Genomic DNA, 20,190 nt, shown 5'->3' with positions numbered 1-20,190 from the left:
CGGCGCGACTGATGCGCCACCATGCCTTTTTAGCTGTTATCAAGCCGAAGTCGCCATTTCTACGGTTTTCGAATAAGCAAACAGCGCCGTCATATTGATCGATGAGGTCACAATCTTGGCGGTCTCATCGGCGGTCGCAACCTCCTCTGTTGCCGCTGCGGCTTCGGCGGCCTCGGCGGCAGCGACTTCATCAAGAATTTCCGCAGCACTGTCAGGCTCGTTGGTCGCGTTGATCGTCTGGGCAAGAATGACGGCATCGCTTGTTTCGGCCGATGCGGTCATCGCGCTGTTATCCGCAGTCTCTGTGACCACGGCGGTTTCAGCACCTGCGCCCGCATCAGCCATGGTGCCCGGGGTGACGTCGATCGCCTCGGCATCCACCGTCGCATCGCTCGACGTGTCGGTTCCAGCCGATGAAGACGTTCTCGAATAGGCTTGAATCGCCAGGAAGTTCGTCGTTGTCGTTTCGCCTGAACTTTTGGTCGTTGTCGATTCAAACGACACGATGGTAAACGAAGTTTCCGTTTCGCTTGAAGACCCACTTTGCAGATCGGCCAGTTGCGACACCGTGTCTGCGGTATCGCTTGGCGGGGGGGGCGGGCGATGATGATGGCCGCGGCGCGCACTGCCGGTACGACGATCCGACAGATCGTTGTCTGCCCTGAAGGAATCGATTTCGTCGGCTGTAAGCTTGCCATCGTTGTCGTCGTCGATCTTGGAAAACGTGTCGACGCTCATGCGCCGACCCAGCCGAGTGTCTTTCAATTCCTCTGCCGAAATGCCGCCATCCTGATCCTGATCCAGTCGCGCGACAAGCTTTTCACCGCGTGTGGATTCCTGGGTTTCCTGGCTGTGTGACGACCAACTCATCACGGATGCGGATATCGATGACATCACGTTCATCGGTCTACTCCAATACTAAATACCTTGTCTCCCTAACTAACGGACAGGTTTCGAAGCCTGTTTAGGGTGCGCCCGGTCTGCATCAAGCGATGCTCGTCCGAAAACGCCATAATTCCATGGCTCTTTAAGGGGATAGCCGACTATATTATTTGCAAGTATTTCTGCGAATTTCGAAGTGCAGCGCCCGGATTTGGGTCGGCGAGCGCTGCTCAGCGGCACTTGGCGGTTCTAATTTGCCAGATCGCGCGTTGTTACATTTCCGCCAACAAGGCTTCCCCCGAAGAGGTTTCGCAACCGCGGGTGAGTTCCGGTTGAAATACTGTCACCTTGCCATCCTCGACCAGCATAGCATAGCGTTTCGACCGACCATAAAGTCCTACCACCGGGGCGTCGAATGTCATACCAATCGCACGGGTATAGGCCCCATCGGGATCTGCCAGCATCGTAATCCCGGCCTCATTCGCGCCGGTCGCTTTGGCCCATTCGGTCATCACGAAAGGATCGTTCACGGCGATACAGATGATTTCCTCTACGCCTTTTTCGGCAAAGCGGTCCTTGTTGCGGATGAAGCTGGGCATATGTGCCGTCTGACACGTGGTTGAAAACGCCGCTGGCACCGCAAAAATCGCCACTTTACGACCCTTGACCTTATCTTCCAACGATACGGTTTCCGGCCCTTCAGCCCCCATACGGATGAAGCTGGCCTCGGGCAGGTGGTCCCCTATAGAAATTGTCATTGTCAATTAATGTCCTTGATTGCTTTTTCAGTAACCGGTCATATAGGGTTCGCCGCAAAGCCAGCCAGAAAAATCTCGATCAAGAGGGAAAATTATGAAAAAGGTCGTCGTAATCGGGGCAGGTCAGGCGGGATCGTCTCTGGTGGCAAAATTGCGCAACGAAGGCTTCACTGGATCAATCACCCTGATCGGTGAGGAACATGTCCCCCCCTATCAGCGCCCGCCCTTATCCAAGAAATACCTGCTTGGCGATATGGATCTGGAACGGTTGTTCCTGCGTCCCGAAAGTTTTTACAGCGAAAATGGCATCACCCTGCATCTCGACCAAGTGGTCCAGTCGATTGACCGGTCCGACAAGGTGGTGATCACGGGGGGGCAACAGATTGCCTATGATGATCTGGTTCTGACTACCGGATCGGTGCCGCGCCGTCTGCCCGGTGCGATCGGAGGCGAACTTGACGGTGTCTATGTCGTGCGAGATCTGAAAGACGTCGATGCGATGGCCCCGGAATTTCGCGACGGGGCACGGGTGTTGATCGTCGGTGGTGGCTATATCGGATTGGAGGCAGCCGCTGTAGCGGCCAAGAAGGGTCTGAAAGTGACGTTGGTCGAAATGGCCGACCGTATCCTGCAACGCGTGGCAGCCCCTGAAACGTCGGATTTCTTTCGCAACCTGCACAAATCCCATGGCGTCGACATCCGCGAAGGCGTCGGTTTGGACACTCTGATTGGGGATGGTCGCGTATCGGGGGCAAAACTCACCGATGGCAGCGATCTTCAGGTCGATTTCGTCATCGTCGGTGTCGGCATTACCCCGGCTACCGCGCTGGCCGAAGCCGCCGGGATCGAAATCGAGAACGGGATCAAGACCAACGAAATGGGCCAAACCAGCGACCCGCATATCTGGGCCGCAGGCGATTGTGCTTCGTTCCCTTATAAAGACGGTCGGCTGCGGCTGGAATCGGTGCCCAATGCGATCGATCAGGCCGAATGCATTGCTGAAAACATAATGGGTGGGCAGAAAACCTATGTGCCCAAACCGTGGTTCTGGTCCGACCAATACGACACCAAACTGCAAATCGCCGGGCTCAATACCGGCTATGACCGGGTGATCACGCGGCCGGGCGACAAGGATGGATCGGTTTCGTTCTGGTATTACAAGGGTGATGACCTGCTGGCGGTCGATGCTGCCAATGATCCGCGCGCCTATATGATCGGCAAGCGCCTGATCGAAGGTGGCAAATCGCCCGCGCCCGATCTGATCGCCGATCCGGCGACGGATATGAAAGCCCTGATGAAGGCATGAGGATCGTCGCGGGGGCATTCAAGGGCCGTGCATTGGCCTCGGTCGGCAAGGGCGATCCCGGTGCCCATCTGCGCCCCACCACAGACCGCACCCGCGAAAGCCTGTTTAACATGCTGTCGGGGGGGCGCTTTGGCGACCCGATCACTGACGCCCGGGTGCTGGACCTGTTTGCCGGGACCGGCGCGCTTGGCCTCGAAGCGCTGTCGCGCGGGGCCACCCATGCCACCTTTGTCGATGACGGCACCAAATCGACAAGCCTGATCAAGCAGAATATCGGCATTTGCGAGGCGCAGGCGCAAACCAAACTGATCCGCCGCGACGCCCGCAAACTGCCGGAAAACCCCGGTGCGCCTTATGACCTGATCTTTCTCGACCCACCCTATGGCAAGGGATTGGGCGAAACCGCCCTGACACAGGCACTGAAGCAGAACTGGATCGCCAAAGACGCTCTGATCGTCTGGGAAGAAAGCGCCACGATTGCCCCGCCCGAAGAGTTGACTTATCTTGACGCACGCAAATATGGCGATACCACCATCACCCTGCTGCAAGCCTAAGACTTCTTCTGTTTGAAAATATCCTGGGGGAGGCGCCGTTTGCGGCGACGGGGGCAGCGCCCCCAATCCCCCGTTACTTCACCAAAACCACCGGTACCTTGCAGGTGCGGATCATCTGGGTGGTGGTCGATCCGATGATCATGGTGCGGATACGGGAATGGCCATAGGCCCCCATCACCAGCAGGTCATGACCTTCGGTGTCGACCATATTGCCCAATGCGGTGTCCGGCTGTCCTTCGACCACCTTGACCTGCGCCTGATGCCCGCCAGCCGCCAGCGTTGCCTTGGCGTCGTCCAGTCCGCGCCGGACGCTTTCATTCGGGGTTCCCACCGTCACCACCGTACAATCCAGCCCGGCAAACAACGGATCGCGTGCCACGTAATCCACCGCTTTCATCGCGCTGATACCGCCGTCAAAGGCAATCAGAACTTTCTCAATTGGCTTGAACGCCCGGTTGGCGACGAAAACCGGTGTCGAAGCCGCCCGCACGATCCGTTCCAAATTCGATCCAAGATGCATCTTGGCGAAATCGGCCGCTTCGCCGCGCTTGCCGACCACGATCAAGTCGGCCCCTTGTTCCTGACTGGTGACGGTTTCGACAATATCACCGATGCGCAGATGCGGCGTGACACCCGTGACGCCATCGCCTTCGATCAGCGCCTTGGCGTCTTCCAGTATCGCACGCCCCTGTGCTTGCGCCAATTTGGCCCGCTGCGCGTCGAGTTCCGCCAGATCGCTCATGATCTTGCTCCGCGCACCCAGCCGCAGATTGCCGCTCAGATCTCCATTGCCGCCTTCGCGCCGCCCCAATACATGAAACAGGTCCACCGAAGCCCCGATCCGGCCCGCGATCCAGCCGACATGATGGCAGACGCTTTCGGAATAATCCGATCCGTCCACCAATGCGATGATCTTGCTCATTTCCACCCCCTCAATGCGCCAACAACTTGTCCATTGCGCCGGGCTTGTCGTGCTCGCCCAGCTTGTCGACGATGGTGCTCGATGCTTCATTCATTCCGACGATTTCCACCTCGGCCCCATCCCGACGGAACTTGAGCACAGCCATGTCCAATGCCGCAACCGAAGAAATATCCCAGATATGGGCGCGGCTGACATCGATCACGACCTTTTCCAGCGCTTCACGGAAATCGAAAGCTTTCATGAAATCATCTGACGAAGCGAAAAACAGCTGCCCCTCGACGATATACCGGCGTTCGCGGCCATCCTCTGACAGCTCGGACCGCACAGCGAAAAGCTGCGCGATTTTCCAGGCAAAGAAGATGCCGGACAACAGCACGCCGACCAGAACACCAATCGCCAGGTTGTGGGTAAAGACTACGAAAACCACAGTCGCGACCATCACGATGCTGGATGATGTCGGATGTTCGCGCAGCGATCTTATTGAGGACCAGCTAAAGGTGCCGACCGATACCATGATCATGATGGCCACCAGCGCGGCCATCGGAATACGCGCCACCAGATCGCCCAAGAACACGACCATGATCAACAGGACCACCCCAGCGACAAAGGTCGACAGCCGTCCGCGCCCGCCTGATTTCACGTTGATCATCGACTGGCCGATCATCGCACAACCCGCCATGCCGCCAATAAATCCAGTGCATAAATTCGCAACGCCTTGGCCGACGCATTCCTGGTTCTTGTCCGAATTGGTATCGGTCAGCTCGTCCACCAGGTTCTGGGTCATCAAGCTTTCCAGCAGGCCCACAGCGGCCACCGCTGCCGAATAGGGCAGGATGATCATCAGCGTTTCCAGGTTCAGCGGAATATCCGGCAACAGGAAAATCGGCAAGGTATCAGGCAATTCACCCATATCGCCCACCGTCCGCAGATCTAGCCCCAGCCACAGCGACACAACAGTCAGAATGACGATACAGACCAGCGGCGACGGGATCGCCTTGGTCAGAAGCGGGAACATGTAAATGATCGCCAGCCCGGCGGCGACCATCACATAGGTCAGCGGTGGCACATCAATCAGTTCCGGCAATTGCGCCATGAAGATCAGGATCGCCAGCGCGTTAACGAAGCCGGTCATCACCGAGCGCGACACGAACCGCATCACATAGCCCAGCCGGAGCAACCCCGCGCCAATCTGCAACACACCTGCCAAGATCGTTGCGGCCAGCAGATATTGCAGACCGTGATCCTTGACCAGCGTCACCATCAACACCGCCGTGGCCGCCGTGGCCGCCGAAATCATCCCCGGACGCCCGCCGACGATCGCGGTGATCACCGCGATGGAAAAGGACGCATACAGTCCGACCTTGGGGTCGACGCCTGCAATGATCGAAAAAGCGATGGCTTCGGGGATCAGCGCCAGCGCCACCACCAGCCCGGACAGCAAATCGGGCCGGATGTTTCCGAACCATTCATGTTTGTAGGAAGAAAGGGACATCATCGGCAATCGGGCCTCCGTTCCCGACCGTCCCTGTCGGGCACCGGTGGGTCAGTTTCTTTCGGATCTGCAAATCTGGCCGCAACGGACCGTTCACGCATTCGCGGCGCTTATATCCCGCATCGGCAGGATCGCAACCCATGCGCGGGCGATATCGGGGTTTCAGCCCTTTGAAACCTCCAATCGAGACAAATTGAACCGTCAATGGCTCATTTCATGCTATTGTAGGGATAAGGCCGACGGTGTTTCGACCACGCCTTCAATTCCGAAGATGAGGCCCAACACAGCCTGATCACGCCGGCCTGCCTTGGATCAAGGGAGGACAGACAATGGTCAAAACGATTGGAAACCCGCTCAGTTGGGGGGGTGCTACGCTTTCTCAAGCGGGACATGCTCTCGAAACGGCGGCCGAAAACATTGGCAGTCATGATTCTGTGTTGCCGGAAATTCGTCCGCTGACACTGGCTGATATCCGTATGGCGCTGGATAAAGGCATAAACGATTTCGCTCATTTCCGCAGTGACGTGTTTGTCATGGTGCTGATCTATCCCGCCATCGGCATCTTGCTGGCCTTCGCCGCATTTCAGCAAAACCTGTTGCACCTGATTTTTCCAATGGCAGCAGGTTTCGCGCTGATCGGGCCATTTGTCGCCATCGGTCTTTACGAACTCAGCCGTCGCCGCGAAGCAGGAGAAACAGTAAGCTGGGCGCAGGCGATTACCGTATTTCGACCTGCTGTCGCAGGACCGGTCTTTGCGCTCGGGCTCTATTTAATGGCGCTATATGCAATTTGGCTCGTGGCGGCGGCCTGGATTTACCAGATCACGCTCGGGCCGGATCTGCCCGCAACGCTGCGCGGCTTCGCCACAGAGGTTATGACCACGTCCGAGGGCTATGCAATGATGACCCTCGGGCTCGCCACCGGCCTTGTCTTTGCGCTGCTGGTGCTGATCACCGGGCTGATTTCGTTTCCGATGCTGATCGACCGCCGGGTCGGGGTGCCCGTTGCTGTGGCTGCGTCTTTTCGGCTCGCCCGGCAAAGCCCCCGCGTGGTTGGTTTTTGGGGGCTCACCGTCGCGGCGATCCTTGTAGCCGCCTCGATCCCGGTCTTTCTGGGACTGATACTGGCGCTGCCGATCCTCGGCCACACCACTTGGCACCTTTATCGTGCCGCTGTCCGGTTCCCGGACTGAGGTGCAACGATCTCATCTTGGCCGAAATACTCCGGGCTAGGGGCGCGCCGTTGGAGTCCCGTATAGCTACTCGCGGCGCAATTCAGAGCTATAATGAATCAGACACCGTTTCGACATGTGACTTAGACAGAGGTGCCGATAGCGGACGCATCGGCGATGAATGGTATCGCTGACGTCAACGGCAGGAAGATGCCCTCACTGTGGTCAAGTCCAATGGTAGCTTTGCGCAGGATGAGGGCTTTGCAAACTGAAGCAATCGGCCCAAAGCTGACACCCATTGAATAGCATTGGATGTCGGCTTTGCGGTTCCGATTGCCATCGCTTGTTTAGTGGCTTCTGGCGCTTTGCACCGTTTCATAAGATGTGCCGCATTGGGCAATGAGCCCGGCTGTGCGCCCGAGAGCGTTGACATGTGTCAAATCATTACCTTCCAATCGGGGATAGTTCTTTGCCGGGGCGTTCGAAAGTCTTCATGCTTGCTGTTTCGTCAGGCTAATTAAGGATTTCTGAGAATGAACATGCGTGTTTGGATCACCGTTCTGGTTGCCGCCATCTTGGGGGCTGGTGCGTATTATTTGAATCTGGATACGGGGCCGGAATTACCCGAAGATTTCGCCCTTGGTAATGGGCGGGTTGAGGGCGTACAGATCGACATCGTATCACGCATTGCGGGCCGGGTCGAAAGCGTTGACGTGCTTGAGGGCGAATTGGTTGAGGTGGGCCAGCAGGTCGCCAGCATCGACACAAGGCTCCTTCAAACCCAGTTGGCCAGCGCCAAGGCGCAAGTGGCAAGTGCCGAAGCACAGACCGCCTCAGCCGAGGCCAACGTCGTGCAGGCCGAGGCGACGCTTGCGCTTGCCGCACACAGCCTAGATCGCACCCGTGAATTGAACGAACGCGGCACCTCGACAGACGCCCAGCTTGATGCAAGCGAAAGCGAACATGCGGTGGCAGAGGCTAACGTGCAGGCCGCGATCGCGTCATTGCACGCACAGAAGGCGTTGGCCGAAGTGGCACGCGCAGCCGTTGAAGAGGCGCAGACGAATATCGAGGATGCCACGCTCGTGGCGTCCCGTCCTGGCCGGGTGCTCTATCGTCTGGCCGAACCGGGAGAGATGGTCGCTTCCGGCGGTCAGGTGGTGTCAATGGTCGACCTTGGCAATATCTACCTCGAATTCTATCTCTCGGAGCTTGACGCGCACCGCATCGCCATCGGCAACGAGGCACGCATCAAGTTTGATATTGCCCCGGATCTCGTTGTGCCGGCTCAGGTGTCGTTTGTCTCGCCGGTTTCACAATTTACCCCTAGCCAAGTCGAGATCGAGGATACGCGCGCCGAGTTGGTCTTTCGCGTTCGCGTCCGGGTTGCTGAGGAACTGGTGATGGAGCGAATTCAGATGATCAAGACCGGTATGCGCGCCGTGGTCTATGTCCGCTTGACCAGCCCCGAGCCTTCGGAGTGGCCGGATTATCTGACCGTCAATATTCCGCCGGTTACGGAGTAGGCTTGCCATGATCAATGCAACCGAACCCGGCGGGCAAGATGCGGTTGTTCGTATCTCTGGGCTGAGCCAGCGCTACAAATCTGTTGTTGCGCTCGACGCGGTCACGCTTGATTTACCACCCGGACAGATCGTCGGATTACTCGGTCCGGACGGCGTAGGAAAATCGACACTGCTTGACCTAATCGCCGGGGCAAGGGTTTTGCAAGATGGTAGCTTGGATGTGTTGGGCGGCCCGATGTGCGATGCCGCGCATCGGCGCCGCATTGGCCCGCGCATCGCCTATATGCCGCAGGGTCTGGGTAAGAACCTGTATCAAACCCTTTCGGTGCATGAGAACCTGACCTTTTTCGGCCAGCTTTTCGGGCAGGACAGAGACGAACGCGAGGCGCGGATCGAACGGCTGACCCGTGCGACGGGGCTGGAATCCTTTCTCGACCGTCCTGCGGGAAAACTCTCAGGCGGGATGAAGCAGAAGCTTGGCCTGTGTTGTTCGCTTTTGCACGATCCGGACCTTTTGATTCTTGACGAACCGACCACCGGCGTTGATCCACTGTCGCGACGCCAGTTCTGGATGTTGATCGACGCTATCCGCGCCGAGCGGATGGGCATGTCGGTCTTGGTCTCGACAGCCTATATGGACGAGGCCGACGGGTTCGACTGGCTGGTGGCGATGGATGCGGGCCGGGTGATCGGCACCGGCACGGCAGCGGAGCTGAAGGCCCAAACTGGCACCAAGACACTGGAAGAGGCCTTTGTCCGCCTGTTGCCCGACGGTGCGGGCGACGATACAGGGCCGTTGGAAATCCCACCGCTGAGCGACGATGGCGGCGCACCGGCGATCACCGCGCGGGGCCTGACCAAACGGTTCGGGGATTTTACCGCCGTCAGCGACGTCAGTTTTGACATCCGCCCCGGTGAGATCTTTGGCTTTCTGGGGTCCAACGGCTGTGGCAAGACGACGACCATGAAGATGCTGACCGGGCTGTTGCCGGCATCCGAGGGCGAGGCGATGTTGTTTGGTCAGCCGGTCGATGCGCATGATATGGCCACACGCAACCGGGTCGGTTTCATGAGCCAGGCCTTTTCGCTGTACGGCGAGCTAACGGTAAGTCAGAATCTCTGGCTTCACGCCCGGCTGTTCAAGTTGAAACGAGGCAACGCAAGTACCCGGATTGACCTCATGCGCGACAGGTTCGGGCTCGGGTCCTACATGGACAAGCGCGCAGACGACCTGCCGCTTGGACTGCGCCAGCGCCTGTCGCTGGCAGTGGCGGTGCTGCACGAACCAGAAGTGCTGATTCTTGACGAGCCGACCTCGGGTGTTGATCCGGTGGCGCGCGACCAGTTCTGGGAACTGCTGGTAGAATTGTCGCGGAACGACGGGGTGACGATTTTCATCTCCACCCATTTCATGAACGAAGCCATGCGCTGTGACCGGATATCGTTGATGCATGCCGGTCAAGTGTTGATCAGTGATCCCCCCGAAAGGATCATTGAACAGTCCGGCTATCACACGCTGGAGGCGGCCTTCATCCACTATATCGAGCAGGCTTCGGACACCAGCGCGGCCAGTCAACCTACCGTGCTTGCGCTTGGGGCGGCCACGTCCGAGGCGGCGTCCATCGACGGGCTCGGCCGTTTCAGCCTGAAAAGGCTGTTCGCGCTCAGCCACCGCGAGACGCTCGAGGTGCTGCGAGATCCGATCCGGCTGGCCTTTGCCGTGTTCGGCAGTGCTATCTTGTTGGTGGTGCTGTCGTTCGGCATGGGCAGTGAAGATGCAGCCGCGGAATTTGCCGTGCTCGATTCCGACCGGACACCGGCCAGCCGCGCCTATGTCGCCGCGCTCAATGCGTCGCCCGATCTCACCGAGGTTGCACCGGTGCTGACGCTTGATGCACTGCGTGACCGGCTGGTCACCGGGGAGGTGGATGCCGGTATCGAAATCCCTGCCGGTTTCGGCTTGGATATGGCGCTAGGGCGCCACACGGATATCTTTACCCTAGTTGATGGCAGCAATGTCGATCGCGGTGAAACCGTGCTGGCCAGTCTTGAAGAGGCCCACACCGCCTGGCTCGCGGATCAGCAGCGCCAAAGCTATCATGTGCGCGAACAAACCGTTGTGGGACTCGATGTTTCGACGCGGTTTTTGTACAATCCGAATGTCGAGATCATGATGGCAATGGGCCCCGCAGTCCCGGCGATTTTGTTGATGCTGTTCCCGGCGATCCTTATGGCTGTATCGGTTGCGCGCGAAAAAGAGGTGGGAACCATCACCAACTTTTATGTGACCCCGACCAACAGGGTGGAATTTCTGTTGGGTAAGCAATTACCGTATGTTGCGCTTGCTTTGTTCAACTTCCTGCTTCTGACGCTAATCGTGACGATCGGGTTGGACGTGCCATTGAAAGGAAGCTTCCTGACACTTTTGGCCGGATCGGCCTTGTTTGGCTTCGCGGCCACGGGCTTCGGGCTCATCGTCTCGTCGATGGTGAAAAATCAGGTGGCGGCGGTGACCGTTGCCTCGCTTCTCTCGGTGTTGCCAACGGTGACCTATTCGGGGCTGGTGCAACCGCTGTCGACGATGTCGGCAACGGGCCAGACCATCGGTGCGATCTGGCCGGCTTCCTATTACCTGAACCTGAGCGTTGGCAGCTATACCAAGGGGCTGGATCTGGAGTATTTGTGGACCGATCTGGTGGGGCTGGCGGTATTCGGCCCGGTGTTCCTGTTGATCGCCACGCTGTTTCTCAAAAAGCAGGAGCGCTGAGCATGGACAGGATGACGCGCATCTTCTGGCTGGGCACGAAAGAGCTGAGGGCCGTGCTGTCGGATGTCTCCCTGGTGGTGATGATCATCATGGCGTTCACGCTAATGGTCGTGGCAGGCGGTGGCGAGGACCACAGCCCGGGCGGCGGCGGCACCACCAACATGACTATCGCGATCGTCGACGAAGACAACTCGGCACTCAGCCGCGCCATTGCCGCCGGATTCCTGGCACCGGATTTCTTGCCTCCGACCTATATCAGCGCCGACGAGATCGGGGCGGGCCTTGACAACGGGGCATTCATGTTCGCGCTGTCGCTGCCTGCCGGGTTCGAGGCCGATCTGCGCCGGGGCCGACTGACCGAACTCTTGCTGACCATCGACGCCACCCGGGCCGCCATCGTCTCTGACGGGGCAACGATGATCGCTTTGGTACTGGAAACCGAAGTGGCGCGGTTCCTCACCCGCACCGATCCAAGCGAGGAGGGCGGTGCCACTCTCGTCACCCGGTTGGCTTTCAACCCGACCGGCGACGCCTCCTGGACTGGGCCGATCTCCGCGTTGCTGGACAACCTTTCGATGCTGACGATCCTGCTGACGGGCGCCGCGCTGATCCGCGAGCGCGAACGCGGCACGATCGAACACCTGATGGTCATGCCGCTCACCTCCTTCGACATCGCGCTCGCCAAGATCTGGGCCAACGGGTTGATCCTCATCGCGGCCTTCGCCATGTCGCTTGTTTTCGTCGTACAGGGGGCCATGGCAGTGCCTCTCGTCGGCTCGGTGCCGCTGTTGCTTGTCGGCACGGGGCTGTTCATCTTTGCCACCGCCGCCATCGGCATCATGCTGGCCACTCTAGCCCGTTCGATGGCGCAATTCGCCATGTTGTTCATGCTGACCTACTTGCCGATCATGCAGCTTTCCGGTGGCGTCAGCCCAGTTGAAAACCAGCCTGAACTCCTGCAACATGTCACTTGGTTGTTGCCCTCGCGGCATTACCTCGACTTTGCCAATTCTGTGCTGTTCCGGGCCGCTGGGTTCGACGTGGTCTGGCCTCAAGTCCTGACAATTGCAGGGCTTGGCACCGTTTTCCTATCAATCAGCCTTGTCCTTTTTCGCCGCTCTATTGAATCCAGCGGATGAGCCGTCGTTGTCAGTGAACTTCAGTCTTGTGTTCAGTTGCATTCGACGAAATCGGAACGGCCATGACTGCGGCGGCAGAAACCAAATACAATGGTGTCTTCAGCTCGCCGCCCCGGTGCGATTTTTGAACTCACATCGTCGATCGAAAGATACAGATGAAGGCAGACATTGATCCGAGTGTTTATATGCAATCAAAGGCCGGGCAGCGCCCCCTTGCCCCGTTTCACGCCGAATAGGTCGGGTGGAACTTACCCGCAGGTGACAGGGTGAAAATGTCATAGCCGTCCGCCGTCACACCGATCGAATGCTCGAACTGCGCACTCAGCGATTTATCGCGGGTCACCGCGGTCCAGTCATCTGCCAGAACCTTGGTTTCCGGCCGACCCAAATTCACCATCGGTTCGATGGTGAAGAACATGCCTTCTTCCAGAACCGGTCCGGTGCCGGGGCGGCCGTAATGCAGCACATTGGGCGGTGCGTGGAACACGCGACCCAACCCATGACCGCAAAAATCGCGCACTACACTCATCCGGTGCCCTTCGACATAAGCCTGAATCGCATGACCGATATCGCCGAAGGTGTTGCCGGGGCGGACCATCTCGATGCCCATGAACAGGGCATCATGGGTAATCTGGATCAAGCGCTCGGCCTTGCGGTTCAGCTTTCCAGCGACATACATCCGGCTGGTATCGCCGAACCAGCCATCGACGATCACGGTGACGTCGATATTCAGGATATCGCCATCCTTCAATTTCTTGTCGCCCGGAATGCCGTGGCAGACCACATGGTTGATGCTGATGCAACTGGCGTGCTTGTAGCCCTTATAGCCGATCGTGGCGGATTTCGCTCCGGCCGCATTCACCTTGTCCTCGATAATACGGTCGATTTCTGCGGTGGTCTGACCGGGAAACACATGCTCGATCATCTCGTCCAGAATTTGGGCCGCCAAGGCCCCCGCCTTGTGCATGCCCGCGAAATCGCCGGATTCATGGATGCGAATACCATCGCGCGTCATACGTCCCTGATGCGTTTCGTTCACCGGGTCCACCTTCTTGCCGAAATTGAAAATCATGGTCTCTATTTAAGACAGATGATCAGTAAGTGCCAGAGGACGAATGCCATCCCCTTTTCCCATGGGCAGGATATGGCGCTGATCACGCCTCAACGAAGGGAAGCGCCGTGCCCAGTTTGATCTCCTGGGGCGAAATCCGGCAATCGAAGGCCATCACCTCGACCCCAGCGTCCCGCGCCCGGGTCAGGCCGGCCGCATAGGCCTGATCGATATCGGCCGCGATGCCGACCCTGTCGCAATCGGTGCGCTGCACCAGATACAACATGACCGCGCGGTCTCCTTCTGCTGCGACCCGTGCCAATTCGTCCAGATGTTTCAACCCCCGTGCGGTGACGCTGTCGGGAAATTCGGCAAACCCTGCCCGGCGGCACAGCGTGACCGACTTCACCTCGACGAAGGCGCGGGACGTGTCATCGGAAAGCAGGAAATCAATGCGGCTATTTTCGCCGTATTTTACCTCGGGACGCACTTGCGGGTATTGCAACCCCGGCACTGTGCCCGCCTGCAACGCTGCTTTCAGCGCCCGGTTCGGCACTGACGTATCGACGCCGGTGAAATGACCGTGGTCATGTTCGACCAAACGCCAGCCATATTTCAGTTTTTTTTTAGGATCGTCATTGGGTTCCAGCCAAATCCGCATTCCCGGTTCTGCCAGCCCCATCATCGACCCGGGATTGGCGCAATGGGCAGTAATTTCCCGTCCGTCTTCAAGCCGGGCATCGGCCAGGAACCGTTTGTAGCGGCGGATCAGCACTGCGGGCACAAGAGGGGTTTGAAAGCGCATGTCCCGCGCCTATACCGGGACTGACGCTTTCGCAAGGAGAGGGGCGATGATCAATCCAACCGCCGCCATGCTGGTCATTGGCGATGAAATTTTGTCCGGCCGTACCCGCGACAGCAACATGCATCATCTTGCCGGTGAATTGACCAAACATGGCATCACCCTGGCCGAAGCCCGTTTTGTTGCCGATGATCCCGACGCCATCGTCGCGTCGGTGCGGGCGCTGTCGCAGGGTTACGACCATGTCTTCACCTCGGGCGGGATCGGGCCGACCCATGATGACATCACCGCCGATAGCATCGCGGCGGCTTTTGGCGTATCGATCGACGTGCGCGCCGATGCCCGCGCTCTGCTGGAAGCGCATTATGCCCGCACAGGGACCGAACTGAACGACGCTCGGCTGCGCATGGCACGCATTCCCGCAGGGGCCACGCTGATCGACAATCCGATTTCCATCGCCCCCGGCTTCACGATCGAAAACGTGCATGTCATGGCCGGTGTCCCCACCATTTTCGAGGCGATGGTCGCCAGTGTTCTGCCTACCTTGACCGGCGGTGCCCCGTTGCTATCTCAAAGCCTTCGGGTGGAGCGAGGGGAAGGTGAAATCGCCGCGCCGCTGGGCCAGTTGGCCAAGGATTTCCCCGATCTGTCCTTCGGGTCTTACCCGTTCAATCATAACGGCGCGTTCGGCACCAATATCGTGGTCCGGGGTCAAGACGGTGCCAAAGTGGATGTGGCGATGACCGAATTGGCGCGGATGGTACAACAATGAATCAAGACCTCGAAAAGCTATACGCGGTGATCGATGCAACCTGGCCTGCCGCCGGGGCACGTGACCTCGGTCCCTGGCTGATCCGCGAAGGTCAGGGTGGCGGCCAAAGGGTATCGGCCACCACCGCCAAACAGCCGGTAACGGTCGACGACATTCCACTGGCCGAAGCGGCGATGCAGGAATTGGGGCAGCCTCGACTGTTCCAGATCCGTCAGGGGCAGGACGATCTCGATGCGATGCTGGCCGACCGCGGATACGCGGTGGTCGATCCGGTAAATGTCTGGATCGCGCCGGTGGACGACATCGCCACCGAATTCCCGCCGCCGGTCACGGCCTTTTCGGTCTGGGACCCATTGGCGATTCAAATCGACATCTGGGCCAAAGGGGGAATCGGGCCGGGCCGAATCGCGGTGATGTACCGTGCCGCTGATCCCAAGACATCTTTGCTGGGCCGCCTGAAAGACAGCCCTGCCGGTACCGCCTTTGTCGCCATCCATGACGGCATCGCGATGCTGCATGCGCTGGAAGTCCTGCCGCATCAGCGCAAACAGGGCATGGCGCGCTGGTTCATGCGGTTGGCGGCATTCTGGGCCCGCGATAACGGCGCCAGCCATATTTCCGTCGTCTGCACACAAGAAAACGCCGCTGCGAATGCGCTATATCAAAGCTTGGGCATGTCCCGTTGTGGACAATACCATTACCGAAAACACCAGGGAGATATGTCATGAGTGACACAAACAAGATCACCGCGCTAAACCTGTCGCAGGTCGATCCGTTGCCGGAAGCAACGCAGAAATATTTCAATATCTGCGAGGAAAAGTTGGGGCTGGTGCCCAATGTTCTGGCCGCTCATGCGTTCGACATCGACAAGCTGAATGCCTTTTCGGGGCTATATAACAACGTGATGCTGGCCAAAAGCGGGCTCAGCAAGCTGGAACGCGAAATGATCGCGGTGACGGTGTCGGCAGAAAATAAATGTTTTTACTGCCTGACCGCCCATGGCGCGGCGGTGCGCGAATTGTCCGGCGATGCAAAGCTGGGTGAAATGCTGGTGATGAATTACCGGGTCGCCGACCTGCCGCCGCGGCAAAAGGCGATGCTGGATTTTGCGGTTCTGCTGACCAATGCGCCCGCCACGATAGAAGAACATCACCGCCAGGCGCTGCGCGACGTCGGGTTCAGCGATCACGACATTTTCGACATCGCCAATACGACCGGGTTCTACAACATGTCGAACCGGGTCGCCGCCGCGATCGATATGCGCCCCAATGATGAATATCACGCCAGCCACCGTTGATGCGGATCGGGTCGGTTATATTTCTGGCTTTCGGCCTGTCCCTTGCGGGACCGGCCGCGGCTTTGGAACTGCAACTGCCGGGCGCGGCCGATCTTCTGGCCGATGAAAAGGTCGATCTGGACAGTTACGCCCTGCCGCTTGGCCCATACAGCGACAACTCTCAGTGGACAGATTCGGTAGAAGGCCGTGTTACAAGGCAAAGCTGGCGCGTCGCGGCACAGGGGATGACGTCGCTGCAACTGTTGGCGCCGTTGCGCGAACAGTTGCTGGCGGCGGGGTATGATGTTCTTTTCGAATGCGATACGCTGAGATGCGGCGGCTTCGATTTTCGTTTCGAAACCGAAGTTCTGCCTGCCCCACTGATGCATGTCGATCTGGGCGATTTCCGGTTTCTGTCAGCGCGGCACGGGCCTGACGATCACCTCGGCCTGCTGGTCAGTCGCAGCGCCAATGCCGGGTTCATACAGTTGATCCGGGTGGTGGAACTGTCCCAGAATCAAGGCGCCGATACGGGGGTCAATGTCATCATCCCCGGGATCAGTCCCGACAAAAGCCTGCTGTCCTCTGACATGACCGGATTGCTCGTGGCCCAAGGCCATGTGGTTCTGGATGATTTGGCCTTTGAAACCGGGTCGTCATCGCTGGGCGAAGGCAGCTATGCCTCGCTCGAAGCGCTTTCAGTGTTCCTAAACGCAGATCAAACCCGGCGTATCGCATTGGTCGGTCATACCGATGCCGTCGGCAATCTGGATCAAAACATCGCGTTGTCTAAAAAACGTGCCGCGTCGGTTCTGGAACGGCTGGTCAGCCGATATAGCGTGGCGCGCGGACAATTGAGCGCCGAAGGCATGGGCTATCTCGCCCCGATCGCGCCGAATCAGACCGCTGCGGGCCGCGATACCAACCGTCGGGTTGAAGCGGTGTTGTTGAATACCGACTGATATTGCGGGCCTGAAGGTCAGTCCCGGTCATCGCGGATCAGGATCGCCCGGAAATCATTGACGTTCGTTCCCGTCGGACCGGGTTCGAACAATCCTCCGACCGCGTGAAAGGCTGTATAGGCATCGTTGTCGGCCAATGCCCCTGCCGGATCGACCCCCGCCACCCGCATCGCCTTTGCTGTGGTGCCATCGGCAAAGGCGCCGGCATTGTTTTCGGAGCCGTCAATCCCGTCAGTATCTGCCGCCAACGCGGTGATACCGGTGCAGCCGTCGATTTCCAGCGCCAGAGACAACAGGAATTCACTGTTGCGACCGCCTTTGCCAGTGCCGCGCAGTGTCACAGTGGTTTCGCCCCCCGACAGCAACACGACAGGTGGCGCAAATGGGCGCGCTTTGCCTTCCACTTCGCGGGCAATGGCGGCATGGACTTTGGCCACATCGCGCGCTTCACCTTCGATGGCGTCCGACAGGACCGCCGCCGACACGCCTCTGGCTTCAGCCAGCGCAGCCGCAGCATCCAGAGATTTGGCGGCCGACGCGATGACATGCACCTCGTGACCGGCAAAGCGCGGATCGTCCGGGGCGGGGGCGTCTTCGGGCGCAGTGGTCAAAAAATCGACCAGCCGTTGCGGCAATTCAATCCCGTAATCGCGGATCGCCGCCAACGCCTCGGCCCGGCCCACCTGATCCGGCACGGTCGGGCCGCTGGCCACTTGGGCCGGATCATCGCCGGGAACATCCGATACGATCAGCGACACCACTTTGGCCGGGAATGCCGCCGCTGCCAACCGACCTCCCTTGATCTGGCTGATCTGTTTGCGCACCGCGTTCATCGCCCCGATCGGTGCGCCGCTGGCCAAAAGTGCTTGGTTGAGCGCGATCTCGTCCGCCAGATCCAATCCTTCGGCCGGGGCGGCCAGCAAAGCGGATCCACCGCCGCAAATCAACGCCACCACCAGATCGTCTTTGCCCAATCCTGAGACGGCTTCGACCATTGCTTTCGCAGCGCGTTTTCCTGCGTCATCCGGGACCGGGTGGGCGGCTTCCAGCAGGGTCACATGACGGCAAGCGCAGCCATAGCCATAGCGCGTCACCACAACGCCCTCGACTGGTTCCCCCCACAGATCTTCAAAAGCGCATGCCAATTGCGCCGCGCCCTTGCCGGCACCGATGACCACGGTGCGGCCTTTGGGTTTGTCGGGCAAGCAGGCCTGCAATGCGGTTTTCGGGTCGGCCGCGCGGATCGCCGCGTTGAACAAATCTGTCAGGAAGGCGCGTTCATCCATTCCAGTCTCCTTCTGTCCCATCCACCCTAGGCAGCGGTCGCCGGAATGAAAAGTGAGCTACGCCCCAATCGTTGGATGGTATCTGGCGAAGTCAACTCTACTGTAAGCGAACGGTGTGACTGCTCTATCGATGAAAAAGTATGATCGACAGTGGCCGCTTTGGATCGCGGGCACTGTGGGGCTGGACATGTCGCGAGGGACGAAGCGACTTTGTACAGGTGAAGAAAAGCCGCAAGCCGTTCTGATCTAGAAGCCGCGGCATCAGTTGGCGGGTCATCGCTACCCGATTAATGGGGTCTGAACCCAGCTTCACGAAAATTATATGCCCGCAGTATTTAGCAAGCTTTGATGCAACCATGGAAAAAGACAGCAATTTCTGTCTTTCGTGAAACGAAAATGGTGGCCTATGAAATGAACATGCTGAACTGTGCAATGAATTTATCGGGTGATGTGATCCGCGAAAACTGGACCGCAATCGCTTAGAGTTTTCTGCAACCCATCCCCTGCTGGGAAAAGGAGATGAAACGCATGAAAGCGTCGAAGTTCACGGATGCGCAGAAGATCGACGCTGACATCAACTCCGATGCCACCCAAACCGGATTGAACCGAGTTGCGGACGGTTAAATGACGTTGAAAAAAGGAACCCAGCACCGTTCCCGTACTGGCCTGGACAGCAGGACTCCGAAGGAAAAGGAGGGGCGGCGGATACTGTTCATAAGGCGACTACGCATGTGTGTGAGCGATCAGGGAGGGGTAAATCGGAAAAAAATATCATATTTGGTAAAAAGGACTTGCGACTCATCCGAACCATCCTTAGAAGCCAACTTCACCGGCGGCGCTGAGGCGCGGTTGGGACGCGGGACGGAACGACGGGGCGGTGCTCTTGAGGGAAGCGAAGCGGCACATTATTGAGGTTTATGAAGCGGGCGGCGCTAGTTAGTATTTAGCGCAGTCGGTTGATTTTGTCTCTGGACTTTCGGGTCCGCGCTCTTTGACAATTTGGTATCTGAAGAGATATGTGGGCGGTTTGGTTCATTCGATGAACAAACAACTGCACATATCAACTACCTAGGATTTCGGTCCGATGATGGATAGTCAGCTTCACTGTTTGTACGGCTTTCGGTTTCTGATGAAACCCGAAGCACAACAAACAGAGACAATTCCCGATCTTAGCCGATCGGGAAGTGATGTGCAGAGGTTCGAACGTCAAGGATAAGCATGTAAGTGCTTTTCAACTTGAGAGTTTGATCCTGGCTCAGAACGAACGCTGGCGGCAGGCTTAACACATGCAAGTCGAGCGCACCCTTCGGGGTGAGCGGCGGACGGGTTAGTAACGCGTGGGAACATACCCTTCACTAAGGAATAGCCACTGGAAACGGTGAGTAATACCTTATACGCCCTTCGGGGGAAAGAATTTCGGTGAGGGATTGGCCCGCGTTAGATTAGATAGTTGGTGGGGTAATGGCCTACCAAGTCTACGATCTATAGCTGGTTTTAGAGGATGATCAGCAACACTGGGACTG

At 58.3% G+C, this 20,190-nt stretch carries 17 protein-coding genes and 1 rRNA gene (1 of these 18 running past the window's edge); 11 read left to right on the top strand and 7 right to left on the bottom strand.

From position 1 onward, the window contains the following. Positions 1 to 39 precede the first annotated feature (39 nt). Complete coding sequence (locus tag TG4357_RS02595; protein WP_058261319.1) at positions 40 to 903, bottom strand: EF-hand domain-containing protein; 864 nt, start codon at positions 901 to 903, stop codon at positions 40 to 42. A gap of 251 nt (positions 904 to 1,154) precedes the next feature. After that, positions 1,155 to 1,640, bottom strand: coding sequence for a peroxiredoxin (locus tag TG4357_RS02590; RefSeq protein ID WP_058261318.1), 486 nt, complete (start codon positions 1,638 to 1,640; stop codon positions 1,155 to 1,157). Between the two features lie 94 nt (positions 1,641 to 1,734). Here TG4357_RS02590 and TG4357_RS02585 point away from each other — a divergent pair, with 94 nt between their 5' ends. Both TG4357_RS02585 and rsmD read left to right on the top strand, forming a co-directional pair. After that, positions 1,735 to 2,946: an NAD(P)/FAD-dependent oxidoreductase gene (locus TG4357_RS02585; protein ID WP_058261317.1), complete on the top strand. Its 1,212-nt coding sequence runs from the start codon at positions 1,735 to 1,737 to the stop codon at positions 2,944 to 2,946. Next, positions 2,943 to 3,500: a 16S rRNA (guanine(966)-N(2))-methyltransferase RsmD gene (rsmD, locus tag TG4357_RS02580; RefSeq protein WP_058261316.1), complete on the top strand. Its 558-nt coding sequence runs from the start codon at positions 2,943 to 2,945 to the stop codon at positions 3,498 to 3,500. The genes TG4357_RS02585 and rsmD overlap by 4 nt, the downstream gene beginning before the upstream one ends. A gap of 73 nt (positions 3,501 to 3,573) precedes the next feature. On the opposite strand, the gene TG4357_RS02575 is transcribed toward rsmD, so the two are convergent. Both TG4357_RS02575 and TG4357_RS02570 read right to left on the bottom strand, forming a co-directional pair. Beyond that, the gene (locus tag TG4357_RS02575; protein WP_058261315.1) at positions 3,574 to 4,422 is read right to left on the bottom strand and encodes a universal stress protein; all 849 of its coding nucleotides are present in this window, start codon (positions 4,420 to 4,422) and stop codon (positions 3,574 to 3,576) included. Between the two features lie 10 nt (positions 4,423 to 4,432). Further along, a complete protein-coding gene (locus tag TG4357_RS02570) occupies positions 4,433 to 5,917 on the bottom strand; it encodes a SulP family inorganic anion transporter (RefSeq protein WP_058261314.1) in 1,485 nt (494 codons plus the stop codon). A gap of 326 nt (positions 5,918 to 6,243) precedes the next feature. Here TG4357_RS02570 and TG4357_RS02565 point away from each other — a divergent pair, with 326 nt between their 5' ends. The 4 genes from TG4357_RS02565 (at position 6,244) to TG4357_RS02550 (ending at position 12,518) form a co-directional block, all read left to right on the top strand. Beyond that, a complete protein-coding gene (locus tag TG4357_RS02565; protein ID WP_058261313.1) occupies positions 6,244 to 7,107 on the top strand; it encodes a DUF2189 domain-containing protein in 864 nt (287 codons plus the stop codon). A 512-nt stretch (positions 7,108 to 7,619) separates the two neighbouring features. After that, positions 7,620 to 8,612 carry an HlyD family secretion protein gene (locus TG4357_RS02560; RefSeq protein WP_058261312.1) on the top strand — a complete coding sequence of 331 codons (993 nt, stop codon included), beginning with the start codon at positions 7,620 to 7,622 and terminating at the stop codon, positions 8,610 to 8,612. A 7-nt stretch (positions 8,613 to 8,619) separates the two neighbouring features. Next, positions 8,620 to 11,379: a ribosome-associated ATPase/putative transporter RbbA gene (gene rbbA / locus TG4357_RS02555; protein ID WP_058261311.1), complete on the top strand. Its 2,760-nt coding sequence runs from the start codon at positions 8,620 to 8,622 to the stop codon at positions 11,377 to 11,379. Positions 11,380 to 11,381: 2 nt separating this feature from the next. Then, the gene (locus TG4357_RS02550) at positions 11,382 to 12,518 is read left to right on the top strand and encodes an ABC transporter permease (protein ID WP_058261310.1); all 1,137 of its coding nucleotides are present in this window, start codon (positions 11,382 to 11,384) and stop codon (positions 12,516 to 12,518) included. Between the two features lie 223 nt (positions 12,519 to 12,741). Here the strand turns inward: TG4357_RS02550 and map are convergent, their stop codons facing one another. Continuing rightward, complete coding sequence (gene map, locus TG4357_RS02545) at positions 12,742 to 13,590, bottom strand: type I methionyl aminopeptidase (RefSeq protein ID WP_058261309.1); 849 nt, start codon at positions 13,588 to 13,590, stop codon at positions 12,742 to 12,744. A gap of 82 nt (positions 13,591 to 13,672) precedes the next feature. Then, positions 13,673 to 14,374 carry a DNA/RNA nuclease SfsA gene (gene sfsA, locus TG4357_RS02540; RefSeq protein ID WP_058261308.1) on the bottom strand — a complete coding sequence of 234 codons (702 nt, stop codon included), beginning with the start codon at positions 14,372 to 14,374 and terminating at the stop codon, positions 13,673 to 13,675. 46 nt (positions 14,375 to 14,420) lie between these two features. On the opposite strand from sfsA, the gene TG4357_RS02535 reads away from it, so the two are divergent. From TG4357_RS02535 to TG4357_RS02520, 4 genes are all read left to right on the top strand, one after another. After that, the gene (locus TG4357_RS02535; protein WP_058261307.1) at positions 14,421 to 15,143 is read left to right on the top strand and encodes a competence/damage-inducible protein A; all 723 of its coding nucleotides are present in this window, start codon (positions 14,421 to 14,423) and stop codon (positions 15,141 to 15,143) included. After that, positions 15,140 to 15,871, top strand: a complete 732-nt coding sequence (locus TG4357_RS02530) for a GNAT family N-acetyltransferase (RefSeq protein WP_058261306.1) — start codon at positions 15,140 to 15,142, stop codon at positions 15,869 to 15,871. The genes TG4357_RS02535 and TG4357_RS02530 overlap by 4 nt, the downstream gene beginning before the upstream one ends. Continuing rightward, positions 15,868 to 16,440, top strand: coding sequence for a peroxidase-related enzyme (locus tag TG4357_RS02525; protein WP_058261305.1), 573 nt, complete (start codon positions 15,868 to 15,870; stop codon positions 16,438 to 16,440). The genes TG4357_RS02530 and TG4357_RS02525 overlap by 4 nt, the downstream gene beginning before the upstream one ends. A 62-nt stretch (positions 16,441 to 16,502) precedes the next feature. After that, the gene (locus TG4357_RS02520) at positions 16,503 to 17,381 is read left to right on the top strand and encodes an OmpA family protein (protein WP_233487415.1); all 879 of its coding nucleotides are present in this window, start codon (positions 16,503 to 16,505) and stop codon (positions 17,379 to 17,381) included. A gap of 17 nt (positions 17,382 to 17,398) precedes the next feature. Here TG4357_RS02520 and TG4357_RS02515 read toward each other — a convergent pair whose 3' ends face one another. Further along, positions 17,399 to 18,667: a glycerate kinase type-2 family protein gene (locus TG4357_RS02515; protein WP_058261303.1), complete on the bottom strand. Its 1,269-nt coding sequence runs from the start codon at positions 18,665 to 18,667 to the stop codon at positions 17,399 to 17,401. A 1,232-nt stretch (positions 18,668 to 19,899) separates the two neighbouring features. Here TG4357_RS02515 and TG4357_RS02510 point away from each other — a divergent pair. Beyond that, positions 19,900 to 20,190, top strand: a 16S ribosomal RNA gene (locus TG4357_RS02510) (it continues 1,173 nt past the right edge of the window).

The sequence above is a fragment of the Thalassovita gelatinovora genome, assembly GCF_001458355.1.
In the GTDB taxonomy this organism is placed as follows: Bacteria; Pseudomonadota; Alphaproteobacteria; order Rhodobacterales; family Rhodobacteraceae; genus Thalassobius; species Thalassobius gelatinovorus.
Note: the sequence above shows the minus strand (reverse complement) of the source record. Positions and strands in the feature narration are given on the sequence as shown.

What these genes read in the sequence shown, in the direction of transcription:
- TG4357_RS02595 (WP_058261319.1), bottom strand. Translation starts at nt 903, where the DNA reads ATGAACGTGATGTCATCGATATCCGCATCCGTGATGAGTTGGTCGTCA.
- TG4357_RS02590 (WP_058261318.1), bottom strand. Translation starts at nt 1,640, where the DNA reads ATGACAATTTCTATAGGGGACCACCTGCCCGAGGCCAGCTTCATCCGT.
- TG4357_RS02585 (WP_058261317.1), top strand. Translation starts at nt 1,735, where the DNA reads ATGAAAAAGGTCGTCGTAATCGGGGCAGGTCAGGCGGGATCGTCTCTG.
- rsmD (WP_058261316.1), top strand. Translation starts at nt 2,943, where the DNA reads ATGAGGATCGTCGCGGGGGCATTCAAGGGCCGTGCATTGGCCTCGGTC.
- TG4357_RS02575 (WP_058261315.1), bottom strand. Translation starts at nt 4,422, where the DNA reads ATGAGCAAGATCATCGCATTGGTGGACGGATCGGATTATTCCGAAAGC.
- TG4357_RS02570 (WP_058261314.1), bottom strand. Translation starts at nt 5,917, where the DNA reads ATGATGTCCCTTTCTTCCTACAAACATGAATGGTTCGGAAACATCCGG.
- TG4357_RS02565 (WP_058261313.1), top strand. Translation starts at nt 6,244, where the DNA reads ATGGTCAAAACGATTGGAAACCCGCTCAGTTGGGGGGGTGCTACGCTT.
- TG4357_RS02560 (WP_058261312.1), top strand. Translation starts at nt 7,620, where the DNA reads ATGAACATGCGTGTTTGGATCACCGTTCTGGTTGCCGCCATCTTGGGG.
- rbbA (WP_058261311.1), top strand. Translation starts at nt 8,620, where the DNA reads ATGATCAATGCAACCGAACCCGGCGGGCAAGATGCGGTTGTTCGTATC.
- TG4357_RS02550 (WP_058261310.1), top strand. Translation starts at nt 11,382, where the DNA reads ATGGACAGGATGACGCGCATCTTCTGGCTGGGCACGAAAGAGCTGAGG.
- map (WP_058261309.1), bottom strand. Translation starts at nt 13,590, where the DNA reads ATGATTTTCAATTTCGGCAAGAAGGTGGACCCGGTGAACGAAACGCAT.
- sfsA (WP_058261308.1), bottom strand. Translation starts at nt 14,374, where the DNA reads ATGCGCTTTCAAACCCCTCTTGTGCCCGCAGTGCTGATCCGCCGCTAC.
- TG4357_RS02535 (WP_058261307.1), top strand. Translation starts at nt 14,421, where the DNA reads ATGATCAATCCAACCGCCGCCATGCTGGTCATTGGCGATGAAATTTTG.
- TG4357_RS02530 (WP_058261306.1), top strand. Translation starts at nt 15,140, where the DNA reads ATGAATCAAGACCTCGAAAAGCTATACGCGGTGATCGATGCAACCTGG.
- TG4357_RS02525 (WP_058261305.1), top strand. Translation starts at nt 15,868, where the DNA reads ATGAGTGACACAAACAAGATCACCGCGCTAAACCTGTCGCAGGTCGAT.
- TG4357_RS02515 (WP_058261303.1), bottom strand. Translation starts at nt 18,667, where the DNA reads ATGGATGAACGCGCCTTCCTGACAGATTTGTTCAACGCGGCGATCCGC.